General features: G+C 34.5%; 15 protein-coding genes. 8 read left to right on the top strand and 7 right to left on the bottom strand.

Annotated features, from left to right (window positions below; all coding sequences use genetic code 11):
- Positions 1-117 precede the first annotated feature (117 nt).
- The 4 genes from H7R46_RS08995 (at position 118) to H7R46_RS08980 (ending at position 3,195) form a co-directional block, all read left to right on the top strand.
- Positions 118-300, top strand: coding sequence for a hypothetical protein (locus tag H7R46_RS08995; protein ID WP_002113649.1), 183 nt, complete (start codon positions 118-120; stop codon positions 298-300).
- Between the two features lie 110 nt (positions 301-410).
- A complete protein-coding gene (locus H7R46_RS08990) occupies positions 411-632 on the top strand; it encodes a hypothetical protein (protein ID WP_014206692.1) in 222 nt (73 codons plus the stop codon).
- Positions 633-1,174: 542 nt separating this feature from the next.
- On the top strand, positions 1,175-2,068 hold the full coding sequence (locus H7R46_RS08985; RefSeq protein WP_005069303.1) for a LysR substrate-binding domain-containing protein: 894 nt from the start codon (positions 1,175-1,177) through the stop codon (positions 2,066-2,068).
- Positions 2,069-2,301: 233 nt separating this feature from the next.
- On the top strand, positions 2,302-3,195 hold the full coding sequence (locus H7R46_RS08980; RefSeq protein ID WP_031945298.1) for a LysR family transcriptional regulator: 894 nt from the start codon (positions 2,302-2,304) through the stop codon (positions 3,193-3,195).
- Positions 3,196-3,243: 48 nt separating this feature from the next.
- On the opposite strand, the gene H7R46_RS08975 is transcribed toward H7R46_RS08980, so the two are convergent.
- The 6 genes from H7R46_RS08975 to H7R46_RS19215 all read right to left on the bottom strand — a co-directional run bounded on the left by H7R46_RS08975 (position 3,244) and on the right by H7R46_RS19215 (position 8,986).
- Positions 3,244-4,416 (bottom strand): thiolase family protein, encoded by a 1,173-nt coding sequence (locus H7R46_RS08975; RefSeq protein ID WP_002113802.1) that lies wholly within the window; start codon positions 4,414-4,416, stop codon positions 3,244-3,246.
- Positions 4,417-4,481: 65 nt separating this feature from the next.
- On the bottom strand, positions 4,482-5,891 hold the full coding sequence (locus tag H7R46_RS08970; RefSeq protein WP_002113591.1) for a short-chain fatty acid transporter: 1,410 nt from the start codon (positions 5,889-5,891) through the stop codon (positions 4,482-4,484).
- 116 nt (positions 5,892-6,007) lie between these two features.
- Positions 6,008-6,649, bottom strand: a complete 642-nt coding sequence (locus H7R46_RS08965; RefSeq protein ID WP_002113731.1) for a 3-oxoacid CoA-transferase subunit B — start codon at positions 6,647-6,649, stop codon at positions 6,008-6,010.
- A 1-nt stretch (position 6,650) separates the two neighbouring features.
- Positions 6,651-7,355: a CoA transferase subunit A gene (locus H7R46_RS08960; RefSeq protein ID WP_005069295.1), complete on the bottom strand. Its 705-nt coding sequence runs from the start codon at positions 7,353-7,355 to the stop codon at positions 6,651-6,653.
- 245 nt (positions 7,356-7,600) lie between these two features.
- Positions 7,601-8,482: a LysR family transcriptional regulator gene (locus H7R46_RS08955; protein ID WP_002113536.1), complete on the bottom strand. Its 882-nt coding sequence runs from the start codon at positions 8,480-8,482 to the stop codon at positions 7,601-7,603.
- Between the two features lie 114 nt (positions 8,483-8,596).
- Positions 8,597-8,986: a hypothetical protein gene (locus H7R46_RS19215; protein WP_025465552.1), complete on the bottom strand. Its 390-nt coding sequence runs from the start codon at positions 8,984-8,986 to the stop codon at positions 8,597-8,599.
- 489 nt (positions 8,987-9,475) lie between these two features.
- Between H7R46_RS19215 and H7R46_RS08945 the strand changes: the two genes are divergently transcribed.
- From H7R46_RS08945 to H7R46_RS19500, 3 genes are all read left to right on the top strand, one after another.
- The gene (locus H7R46_RS08945; protein WP_078210417.1) at positions 9,476-9,829 is read left to right on the top strand and encodes a hypothetical protein; all 354 of its coding nucleotides are present in this window, start codon (positions 9,476-9,478) and stop codon (positions 9,827-9,829) included.
- Between the two features lie 97 nt (positions 9,830-9,926).
- A complete protein-coding gene (locus H7R46_RS08940) occupies positions 9,927-10,040 on the top strand; it encodes a hypothetical protein (protein ID WP_128839948.1) in 114 nt (37 codons plus the stop codon).
- A gap of 56 nt (positions 10,041-10,096) precedes the next feature.
- The gene (locus H7R46_RS19500) at positions 10,097-10,498 is read left to right on the top strand and encodes a J517_1871 family lipoprotein (RefSeq protein WP_005069291.1); all 402 of its coding nucleotides are present in this window, start codon (positions 10,097-10,099) and stop codon (positions 10,496-10,498) included.
- 268 nt (positions 10,499-10,766) lie between these two features.
- Here the strand turns inward: H7R46_RS19500 and H7R46_RS08925 are convergent, their stop codons facing one another.
- Positions 10,767-11,195 (bottom strand): hypothetical protein, encoded by a 429-nt coding sequence (locus H7R46_RS08925; RefSeq protein ID WP_002113545.1) that lies wholly within the window; start codon positions 11,193-11,195, stop codon positions 10,767-10,769.
- A gap of 81 nt (positions 11,196-11,276) precedes the next feature.
- Between H7R46_RS08925 and H7R46_RS08920 the strand changes: the two genes are divergently transcribed.
- Entirely contained in the window at positions 11,277-11,408 is a 132-nt protein-coding gene (locus H7R46_RS08920; protein WP_002113882.1) for a hypothetical protein, read from the top strand.
- Positions 11,409-11,588: the final 180 nt, after the last annotated feature.

Raw genomic sequence — 11,588 nt, 5'->3', positions numbered from 1 at the left:
CTTAATTATCTTTATTATTAGCTTTTAAAGTGAAGCTTATCTAACAAATTCATATAAAAATGTGATGCATTTCACATAAAAAACACTATAATACGAAAAAATCTTAGTTTTAAGTTTATGTTAAAAGTCACAGCCGCATTAATTATTTTGGGAAGTTTTACATACTATGTGCTTTTCCACGGTGAAGAGAAAAGTGAGTCTAAAACTTCTCGTCTGCTTAAAGAAGCAGAGCAATCAATCGCTTCTGCTGAAACCTCGGTAAACAAAGCTAATAGTATTGTGCCCATATCTTACAAGTAGCCTCAGTTCTTAGGTTAACTATTTCATATTATCCATCAAAATATTGTTTTATCTAGATTTTTTTAAAATTTTGGTAAAAAACTGTATGTATAGAGACAAAATTCATGAGAATGAAGTTTATCGCCTATGATCCCAATTCTGGGGAAAAATTAAGCTTAAAAGAGCATATCCACCATATGGATAAATACACCACTTATATCTTTTTTAGTGATGAAAATGACAATATGGTGTTCAATCCCCAGAAAAAGCAAGTTTTTGAAATTACTCAATATACTTCTAATATGATGGTTGAAATTTCAAGAAAGTTATATTACCTCATTGGTGAATATTAAGAATTCGTTTTAATTCAATCTTAAGTTAAATACTTTAGTAGAATAGTCAGGTTTTATGGACTGAGCTATACTACAAGCATATCTTCTGATTTAAATGAATTTATTGAGTCAGAGAGCTTAATTCCTGAAATAAGCAAGATAGTCAATTTCAGTTTTACAGTCCGTATTCTTCCCCAAGGTGCGGACTTTTTTTATAAAAAAACATGAGTAAAGCATAGGGTTATTTCTGTTTTTTATTAACTTAAAACTTGTTATTTACTTGCTTTATATGCTCTTTACTTTTTGATTTAAAATAATTTTTAGGATAATAATTTTATATTTGTATGAGTTGTTGAGTTAAATCAAAGTCTTTTATTCTCTTACGCTCTTTTCTATGTCAGAATTATTTAAATACTTACTTTTATTGTTTGGCTTTGCCAACCCTCCATCGCATTTTTGCAGGTACTCCCATGTTTTATAGTTTTTATTCATCTATTCAGCTATTTATTCAGCTTCCCAACCAGACAGATTAAGGACATAACTATAAAAAGGGAATGCATAAAATGAACTTAGAAGTACGTTGGGTAGAAGACCTTTTGACACTTGAGCGTGAGCGTTCTATTTCAAAAGCAGCCGAAAAACGATTTATTAGTCAATCTGCGTTTACGCGTAGAATTCAGCAAATAGAAGAGATGATCGGAGCTGAAGTTATTATTCGAAATAATAAAAATAATATTGAATTTACAGACATTGGACGGATTATGCTGGTGATGTCTAAAAATATTGAGAAGCAGGTAGAAGAAACAGCAAAGCTGATTAAAAACATCAAAAATGAAACCGAATCTACGATTCGTTTCTGTGTTGTCCACTCATTAGCATCAGGTTTTTTAACCACTTTTTTAAAAAAATTCCCAACATTTATGCGTGATTTAAAAATCGAAATTGTCGCGACAAATAGTGGTGAAGGCTTATCTCTTTTAAAAGAAGGTGCTTGCGATTTTATGATTTGTTATGCAGATCGATCTAATATTAATCGAGTTGGGGATGATATTTTAAGTGGCATCAAGATCGCTGAAACAGAGATTGTTCCAGTGTCAGCTACTGAAGCAGATCATACGCCTAAGCATACAATTCAGAGTAATTTTTCATTACTTGCTTATAGTAAACATGCTTATTTGCGCAAATTGGTCGATCAATTGATTGAAAGTAAACTGATCTATAAAACCTTATATGAAACTGACAATGCTACCAACTTGAAAGAGCTTGTATTACAAGGTTTAGGTGTAGCATGGATTCCAAAAATTAATGTAGAGGAAGATCTCGCTACCGGAAAATTGGTCATGTTGGACCATAATGAATACTGCCTGCCGCAAGATATTTACATTTTTAAAAATAACTTGAGCGATAACAAATCAGTTCAGCAAATCTGGAAGGGCTTCCAAACTCAGCATGATTAAAATTTATAATGATATGTGATGTCTTCAAGATATTTACATACAAAGTAATCAATTAAAGAGCTCACACCTTTGTCTTTGTGATGAAAGGCTTTATAAAGCATTGCTCATGGTCTAGATTCTTTGTTAATTTAGACCATATATCAATAATTCAGAAATCTAGTGAGCATTTTTATATTTGCTGTGCCTGATTTCATTCCTTTTGAATGGATTATTTGATCCAGACGGAGACAATTTTGTTTGATCTAGATAGTAGATTACTAAATATTTTTTATCATATTTATCGGTTTAAAAGTGTTTCAATGGCTGCTGATGCTATTGGCCTTACACAACCGAGCGTTAGTAATGGACTGAACAAAATCCGTCAGCATTTTAATGATCCACTTTTTATTCGTGTTGGGAATGAGATGATCCCAACCGAATTAGCAAAGGAGATTTTTCCGCTCATTAGTGAAGTTATTGATAAAGTGGAAAGCATTAATAACTTTAGTGTGAACTTTGATCCGCTAACTTCAGATCAGCTTTTTACAATTGCAATGACAGATGTATCTCATCTGGTTTTATTACCGCAATTAACAAACTATTTAAAAGAGAAAGCGCCTTTAATTCGCTTGAATATTAGGCCGATTACACCAGAAACCAGCTATCAAATGGCAAATGGTGAGATTGATCTTGCAATTGGCTTTTTACCCCAATTAGAAGAAGGCTTTTATCAACAAAAGTTTTTTAAACAATATTATGTGGTGATTAGCTCTAAGAGCCATCCTCGTTTAGACCCAAATAATTTTACTTTAGATGATTATATGCGCGAGTATCATATCGACATTGACGCGGGAATTGGGCATTACCATATTAAAAATGAATTACAGAACAAAGGATTGGATCGAAATATTTTAATTCGATTACCGAGCTATCTTGGAGTGGGATTAGTCGTTCAAGAAACAGATGCGATCGCAACAGTGCCGTATTATTTAAGCCAAGTCTTATTGGTGAGAGAAAATTTACAGATTTTACCAGCACCTCTAGACTTCCCAACTTATGATGTTAAACAACATTGGCATATGTCTTGCCATCATAAAAGTAGCCATAAATGGTTCCGTCAAACCTGTTATGAACTTTTTAAAGTCTAAAAAAGAAGATGTAAGAAAAATTCTTACATCTTCTGCGTGGTTTGATTTTTAGACTTCAATTGCAACAGCTGTAGCTTCACCACCACCAATACATAACGCAGCAACACCTTTCTTCTTACCAAGGCGTTTTAAAGCATAGATAAGAGAAAGAATAATTCTTGAGCCAGTTGCGCCAATTGGGTGGCCTAAAGCACAAGCACCGCCATGGATGTTTACTTTTGCTTCGTCAATCCCGAGTTCATGAATTGGCGCCATTGCGACCATTGCAAAAGCTTCATTAATTTCCCAAGCATCTACCTCATCAACAGACCAGCCAGCATGCTCAAGTACTTTTTGAATTGCACCAATTGGAGCAATGGTAAATTCGCTTGGATGTTGTGAGTGAGTAGAAGTTGCAACAATTTTTGCTAAAGTATTTAAACCATGGCTTTGAGCATATTCTTCAGTGGTGAGTACTAATGCAGCAGCACCATCAGAAATTGAGCTTGAGTTAGCTGCTGTAATTGTCCCATCTTTACTAAAAGCTGGACGCAATGTTGGGATCTTCTCAAGATTCGCTTTTAATGGTTGCTCATCTTGATCGATAACTTCGACACCTTTACGTGTTTTTACTTCAACAGGAACAATCTCTTCTTTGAAGTAACCTTCCGTAATCGCAGTTTGCGCTTTTTTAAGTGAAGAAATTGCAAAGTTATCCATTTGCTCACGTGTAAAGCCTTTAGTGTTTGCCATGTCTTGCGCAAACGAACCCATTAAGCGGCCTGTTTCTGCATCTTCAAGACCATCTAAAAACATATGGTCCTTAATTTCACCGTGACCCATACGGTAACCACCGCGAGCTTTGGGTAAAATATAAGGCGCATTGGTCATAGATTCCATGCCACCTGCTACAATAATATTGGCACTGCCTGCTTTTAGAGTATCTGATGCCATTAACACCGCTTTCATGGCAGAGCCACACAATTTATTAATGGTAACTGCACCGACATGATCAGGTACACTAGCTTTACGCATCGCCTGACGAGCAGGGCCTTGGCCAATACCTGCACTTAATACGCAACCAAAAATAACTTCATCTACTTGGTCAGGTGCAACACCTGCACGTTGAATAGATTCACGGATAACAGCAGCGCCAAGTTCTGGTGCAGTTAAAGCCGATAGACTGCCTTGAAAACCGCCCATTGCAGTACGGCTACCTGAAACTATAACAATTGAACTCATCTTAATATCTCTTATTGATGTATTTGCTAAATTTGCCTTTAGCCGAAACTAAAGGCGCCAGTAAATTAAAAAGTAGGTGGGGTGTAGCTAAGTGTTCTTCCAAAGAACCATAATAAAAATAAAACTAATGGAAAATGCACAACGAGCTGAGTGACTGTAAAACCAATCACATCTTTTGCTTTTAGTTTTAGAATTCCTAACATTGGAAGCATAAAGAATGGATTGATTAAGTTTGGTAAAGCTTCGGCTGCATTATAAATTTGTACAGACCAACCCAAATGAACCTTTAAATCATTTGCTGCTTGCATGACATATGGAGCTTCAATAATCCATTTTCCACCGCCAGATGGCACAAAGAACCCAAGGATGGCAGAGTAAATTCCCATCACAATTGCGAAGGTTTCTTTTGAGGCGATTGAAACGAAAAACTCAGCTATATAATGCGACAGTGATAAATCTTGACTGTTTAAAGCTTGCGTCATAATAAAGGCGATGCTTCCGTAAAGTGGAAACTGAATTAAGATTCCTGAGACAGCCGGAACTGCCTTTGAAACAGCATTTAAGAAGTTTCGTGGTGTGCCATGTAACGCTAAACCAAGCATTAAAAACACAAAGTTGTAGGTGTTTAAACTTGAAATAGCAATGATTGGATTACTTTTTGAAAACTCAAAAAACATCCAGATTAAGCCTAATGCAACCACAATAATCGTTAAGATAGGCGAGTTTTCTAACCAGTCACCTGGACGATTAGATTTTTCCTCGTGTGGTTTGTCTTCTTCAAACTGCACATCAAAACTATCAATCGTTTTAACATTATTACCTTTTGGAGCTGACCAATACGCGATTGCGATTGAAACAATGACCAAAATAATGGTCATCGCAATTGATTGCCAAAGGAAAATCGTTTCAGTAAATGGAATAACACCAGTTAGGTTGTAAATTGACTCAGGTAAACTGGTTTTATTCGCTTGAAGCTGTGCTGCCGAAGAGCTGATTCCAAGTGCCCAAGTTGCCCCCATACCAATAATTGCTGCCGCTGCCGCTGCACGGTAATCCATATTCAGCTCTTTACGTTTTGCTAATGCAATCACTAAAAGTGCAGTAAGAATCGTGCTTACTGCCCAATTGACCAGTGAAATTAACAAGCTGACGGTTGCAACTAGAACAATAGCACCACGTCCAGAATTTGGAATACGTGCCATTTTTTGGATTAGGAACTTTACGGGCTTAGATACAGAAACGACATAACCTACAATAATGAGCATCGTCATTTGCAGGGTAAAGGGAATAAGACTCCAGAAACCGTTACCGAAGGAAGTCGCAACATCGTGAATAGGTGCACCAATACCTAAAGCGGCAACTGACACGATAATGACGCCAAGTAATGCAAAAATATATGAATCAGGAAACCATTTTTCAGACCAGTCACTAATCCGAAGAGCAAATCTTTCAAAAATTCCTTGCTGTTTTTCCATAGCTGAAAAAATCCTTCTCGTTCTTATTTATAGACAGCACATCCAGTGCTTAAAAGGGCTAAGACTTAAGCTCACTTTCTAACTTAAGTCTTATCTGGCTTACTAAAAATTAAAATTTAAGCGACTAAGGTTTTATAAAACTCAACACCTGTAGCAGCTTGAATCTGTTCAAGCGTGACATCTTTAGCAAGTTCAATCAGCTCTACGCCTTGTTGTGTAATGTCCATTACACCTAAGTCAGTAATGACGCGATGAACCACACTTTTACCTGTTAAAGGTAGGCTACAGTTTTTAACGATCTTTGGCGTACCATCTTTTGCACAGTGTTCCATAAGCACTACAACTTTTTGGACACCAACAACCAAGTCCATTGCACCACCCATACCTTTGACTTTCTTGCCAGGAATCATCCAGTTCGCCAAGTCACCATTTTCAGAAACTTCCATTGCACCTAAAATTGCAATGTTGACATGGCCACCGCGGATCATGGCAAAAGATTCTGAGCTTGAGAAAAAAGCAGCACCAGGGCGAGCAGTAACCGTTTGTTTCCCAGCATTAATTAAATCTGCATCGACAGTTTCTTCGGTTGGAAACTCACCAATACCTAATAGGCCATTTTCAGACTGAAGCCAAACATTAATATTTTCAGGAATATAATTAGCAACTAGAGTAGGTAAGCCAATACCTAAATTGACATAAAAACCGTCTTCAAGTTCTTTTGCAGCACGTTGTGCCATTTCATTACGCGACCAAGCCATTTTATACTGCCTCCGTGCTTAAAGTTTTATGCTCAATACGTTTTTCAGGTGACGCATTAAGTACAATGCGGTTTACATAGATACCCGCTAAATGGATCTCATCCGGATCTAATTCACCAATTTCAACAACCTGTTCAACTTCGGCGATTGTAATTTTTCCAGCCATTGCACATTCAGGGTTAAAATTCTGAGCAGTTTTACGGAACACTAAGTTACCAGCCTTGTCTGCCTTATAGGCCTTAACAAGAGCCACGTCTGCTGTTAAAGATTCCTCTAAAATGTAGTTTTTGCCATTAAAGGTACGTTCTTCTTTACCTTCTGCAACGAGTGTACCAACGCCGGTTTGTGTATAAAACGCCGGAATTCCAGCACCGCCAGCACGTAACTTTTCAGCTAAAGTACCTTGTGGAGTAAGTTCTACATCAAGTTCACCATTTAAATATTGGCGCTCAAATTCTTTGTTTTCACCAACATAAGAAGAGATCATTTTTTTGATCTGTTTGGTTTGAAGCAATATACCTAAGCCGAAATCATCTACACCTGCGTTATTTGAAATACATGTGAGACCAGTCACACCACTTTGCTTAACTGCAACAATCAGTTTTTCCGGAATTCCACATAAACCAAAACCACCTACGGCAAGTGTTTGATTATCTGCAATAACGTCTTTTAGTGCTGCCTCTGCATTGGCATAAACTTTATTCATTCTATTGTTATCCTATATCCCTTAGTAATCTTAGTTTTAGCATCACATTTTGCGTTATAGAAGTTAATTTTTTTAAATGATTAATAAGTATAGTCAATGAATGGTTTCAAATCGTCTACAAAAGATCAGACGAACATAAAGAAAAATACTTTAAAAAATCACCTCATATCATTGAAAATTATAATAATTAATAATTTTAGCTTAAGCGTATGCTTAGCTCATCCTAAAAAGCAGTCTTTAATTTTTTAAAATTTATATTGAATCAAAGCTTCAATAAATTGAGTCGAAATATTTGAAATTTCAAAGTTCTTTTTATAAACAATTCCTACAGTCTTATGAATAGATTCATCCTTTAACTCAATGAGTACGTTATGTTCTTTATCAATGTGTTTAGCAAAATGCCTTGGAATTGCACTCACCCCAATTCCATAAGCCACAAAGCTTGAGAGTGATGAAATTTGATGACATTCAACTTTCAAATCGAGCGTTATATTATTTCGCAAACAATTCTGCTCAACCAAATATCGAACAATTGAAGGTTTTTGCAATGTCACGAATGGATTTGAACAAAGCTCTTGCCATGTAATAGAAGATGATTGAGCAAGTGGGTGAGTCTTTGGTAATAGAGCTAAGAAATCTTCTTCAAATAGTGGTTTGAACTCTAGGCCTTCGGTGAGATCAGGTTCAAAGCAGATACCAAGCTCAAAAATACCGTCTTGTACTTTTTCTATAATGGTCTCATTTGGAATATCTTGAATTGAAAAGTTCAAGTTGGGATGAAGTTCTAAAAATTGATGAATTACTTCAGGCAGAATCGCATGAGTCACGAAGGGCATTGAAGCGATACTTAAAGTTCCACGATTGAGCTTAAAACGTTGTTTAACATCGTTTTCCATTTCATCCCAATTGGCGAGTAATTTTTTAGCGTAGGGAATAAGGGATTTACCTTCTTGGGTAAGCTCAACACGGCGAGTATTACGGTTAAATAGTTTTCCGCCTAATTCTTCTTCTAAGCTTTTGATAGTAAGACTTAAAGCAGACTGGCTGAGATGTAGCTCTAATGATGCATTAGCATAGTTGAGTGTACGCGCAAGGGCTAAAAAAGCTTTTAATTGTTTAAGCGTCATTTCTATCCTTTAGATTGCCCAACTCATCTAGATGGGTAATTTATACGAAAATTTGTCTAATATGATGTTTTTTTGACAAAAAAATAAAAATAAAGCAGGGGACAATAGGCTGAGCTACTTCAGTAAATTTTCCCAACAAAACTCATCTGTGTTATTAGCAAAGTATAGAGCCATTCCAACTACATGGAAAAACAAATAACCTAGCCAAATTGCTTGAGGAGCAACTTTTAAGCCTTCTAATAAAATAGTTGTTGAATAGATTGCTAACAAAAAGGTGAAGAGAATAATGTATGTAGCACTCGCTACAAATTTATATTTTGGTGCTAATTGAGGGATTTTATAACCAATCAAAATTTGCATACCGCAATTTATGATCAATGAAAGTATAGCTACAATGACTTGTGGCGTATTTAGGTATGTTAAAGAGAGTTGCGTAATTATGAAAATAATTTGCCACAGTACAAACATCCCCAAAGGGTATATTATAAATTTAATCCATATCATATTTTGTTTTCTTATCAAGATTTTATATTGTTATTCTATTGAATAATCTAAATTAAATAAATGCTATTTTTAAAAATAAAGAGTATAAATTTGTCCACCCCCATAAAGATAAAAAGATGAATAAAGCTAAAAATTAGACGTCAAAAAATTAAATGCGCATCCTTAATGAGTGAACGGCACTTTTATAATTTAGTTAGTAAGTATCCAAAAGAATATATTAATTTTTACTATTTTGAGATAAGGCTTTATAAAAATCATATGAAAGGTTTGAACATGTCATTGTCATTGGTTTTTGATTCATTTGAGTAAGGCCTAAATTGAATATTTTTTACTATCAATTAAACTATCATTTTGTATATAAATTACTGTAATTAGATGGCTACAACTACACATAGTTCAATATATATTTCACGTCCAAGTAATTACGAGGGAGATGGAACTGACGATAAAGAAGAATTTATTGAGACATGCAATATCCGTTTTAAAGATATGTTTAAAGATCAAAAATCAATCTCCACACTGTCTGAAATTGAAAAAAAATACTTTGAAAAGTGTGTTTCAGCTTCAAATGATAAATATGCTGCTGAGGAAGTTATTTATGATATTGGAGTTGGTTTTGTGGTACTAATTGTTTTGCTGGGTATAGGCTGGGGATTCTATGAGGCAAAAAAATCTTTAAATACCCCAATGATAATTAATCCCAAGGAAAACACTGAGAATGGTACCAATGGAGACCATATCACTAACGGAGTCATCATAGTCCTTTTTTCCATAATTATTGCTGCATTTATTTATCTAATTTTTAGTTTTGTTTCCGGAATATGGATATCAATTAAATATTAAAGTTTGCAGAGATGTATATGGGCTTGAAAAGGATAAGCCGATTAGTTCTAGTCTTGGTGTGGCTAAATAAGTAGAAGATAAGGTAAAGAAAATCACTATGGGGGTCGTGAAATCTTTTGTGGTCTCTATTGTAGGTATTGATGCATATCAAACATCTCATATTGGTTCAATCAGGTCTAGTGTGTATGGGGTAGGGCGCTATATGAACTGATAGTTTTTTATTTTCTGAACTGTTAAGTTTTAGTCATAATTAAAAGGAGTAATTTCATGAAAAAGATAATTTCATTAAGCTTAATTTTTTCATTAAGTGGATGTGTAAGCCCAACTACCCAAATGACTAATAATAAATTTAGCGAAATACAGCCTTCTATACCTTTAGTGTCAGGGGTATGGACGATTTCAATCGGCCCAAGCATATCAACCATAAAACTTGACGCAGATGGTAATGGAATACTTTGCGACGATACTAGTGGACATGTAGTATTCAATAAAGTTAAGTATTTTAATAATATAATTTATCTTCAAAATGGTATGGTTTTAGAAGTTAAGTTTCTTAACAAAGATATACTCGAAGCTAGAACAATTTTAAGTGCCTCTACTTCAAATATGATTTATAAAGCTGATAACGACTTAAAGGCAGCTTCACTAAAATGTGTTAAAGAAATATAGATACCACTTTATAAATTTGCTGCCATAAGGCCAAATAATCAACGGACCTTTTTCATCGCCCAGTCTGATACATCCATTTTTATCTGCTATAAGCTTTCCATGTGCTGAAGCCATCATTGAAATATTACTTTTCGTATTGCTTGTAATAAGTATCGGTTGAATAGAAACCTCTTCATGGTTAGTTATAGTAGGCTTTACCATGCAAGATGTTAGGCTAAAAGCAGTTAAAGAGGCTAAGATTTGAATTTTCATATAGGGGCTTTTTTCTTTAGTTTTTAGTAAGAGGTTCTATAAATTGATTGATAATAACGCCTTTACTTAAATCACATGTAGTATCAGGTTTAATTATCCATTTGTAGTTGTTCAAATTAACGGGATAAGCTTCTCCGCTGCCATAAGCAATCGTGTCACCATCTTTATATTCTTTTGAGTCAACAATTAAAAGATACTTATTGCTATTCCAATGAGCATCTTTAGTTGCAAAAATAGGAATCACTCGATCATTTGTATTCATTAAATAAACACAAGAGCCTTCAATCTTGATTTGTGCCTCACTATAGCTTTCATTATCAGCATTACCAGAGTAACCAATTTTTGGAACAATAACCTTATTTTGAGCCAGAGAAGTATCGGTACATCCATTAAGTAGGATGATCAATCCAGTTTGAAGAGTGAACAAAATATTTCTTTTATTCATAACTTATATACTAGTGAAAAGTCTAAATTATAAATTCTATCAGTAGACATGTAATAGTATTCATTACATTGTCTAACTCTAGTGACAGAAGTAGAAGTTATCTTTAATAAACAAGCGCCGTTTTCGAGTAAAGATGAGAATATTAAAAACACGACTCTATATTCCTGTTCTAATCTTTTGATGATTAAGCTTCAAATTGCTTTATTCAAATAAAGATAAAAAATTATCTGCGCAATATTTCAAAAGAATAAGATGAATTATATTATCAAATTAATTTAAAAAATATATTATTTAATTGTCTTTATTAAATAATATAGAGATATTAATTTAATTTACTCAACAATTAATAAGTTTTATTAAAAAATAAAGGCTTTTAAATGATGGTATTTTACC

It is taken from the genome of Acinetobacter sp. BEC1-S18-ESBL-01 (genome assembly GCF_014169935.1).
Taxonomy (GTDB): domain Bacteria; phylum Pseudomonadota; class Gammaproteobacteria; order Pseudomonadales; family Moraxellaceae; genus Acinetobacter; species Acinetobacter pittii.
Note: the sequence above shows the minus strand (reverse complement) of the source record. Positions and strands in the feature narration are given on the sequence as shown.

Excerpts from the sequence above, each read along its gene's own strand:
- H7R46_RS08995 (WP_002113649.1), top strand. The coding sequence starts at position 118 with ATGTTAAAAGTCACAGCCGCATTAATTATTTTGGGAAGTTTTACATAC.
- H7R46_RS08990 (WP_014206692.1), top strand. The coding sequence starts at position 411 with ATGAAGTTTATCGCCTATGATCCCAATTCTGGGGAAAAATTAAGCTTA.
- H7R46_RS08985 (WP_005069303.1), top strand. The coding sequence starts at position 1,175 with ATGAACTTAGAAGTACGTTGGGTAGAAGACCTTTTGACACTTGAGCGT.
- H7R46_RS08975 (WP_002113802.1), bottom strand. The coding sequence starts at position 4,416 with ATGAGTTCAATTGTTATAGTTTCAGGTAGCCGTACTGCAATGGGCGGT.
- H7R46_RS08970 (WP_002113591.1), bottom strand. The coding sequence starts at position 5,891 with ATGGAAAAACAGCAAGGAATTTTTGAAAGATTTGCTCTTCGGATTAGT.
- H7R46_RS08965 (WP_002113731.1), bottom strand. The coding sequence starts at position 6,649 with ATGGCTTGGTCGCGTAATGAAATGGCACAACGTGCTGCAAAAGAACTT.
- H7R46_RS08960 (WP_005069295.1), bottom strand. The coding sequence starts at position 7,355 with ATGAATAAAGTTTATGCCAATGCAGAGGCAGCACTAAAAGACGTTATT.
- H7R46_RS08955 (WP_002113536.1), bottom strand. The coding sequence starts at position 8,482 with ATGACGCTTAAACAATTAAAAGCTTTTTTAGCCCTTGCGCGTACACTC.
- H7R46_RS19215 (WP_025465552.1), bottom strand. The coding sequence starts at position 8,986 with ATGATATGGATTAAATTTATAATATACCCTTTGGGGATGTTTGTACTG.
- H7R46_RS08945 (WP_078210417.1), top strand. The coding sequence starts at position 9,476 with ATGTTTAAAGATCAAAAATCAATCTCCACACTGTCTGAAATTGAAAAA.
- H7R46_RS08940 (WP_128839948.1), top strand. The coding sequence starts at position 9,927 with ATGGGGGTCGTGAAATCTTTTGTGGTCTCTATTGTAGGTATTGATGCA.
- H7R46_RS19500 (WP_005069291.1), top strand. The coding sequence starts at position 10,097 with ATGAAAAAGATAATTTCATTAAGCTTAATTTTTTCATTAAGTGGATGT.
- H7R46_RS08925 (WP_002113545.1), bottom strand. The coding sequence starts at position 11,195 with ATGAATAAAAGAAATATTTTGTTCACTCTTCAAACTGGATTGATCATC.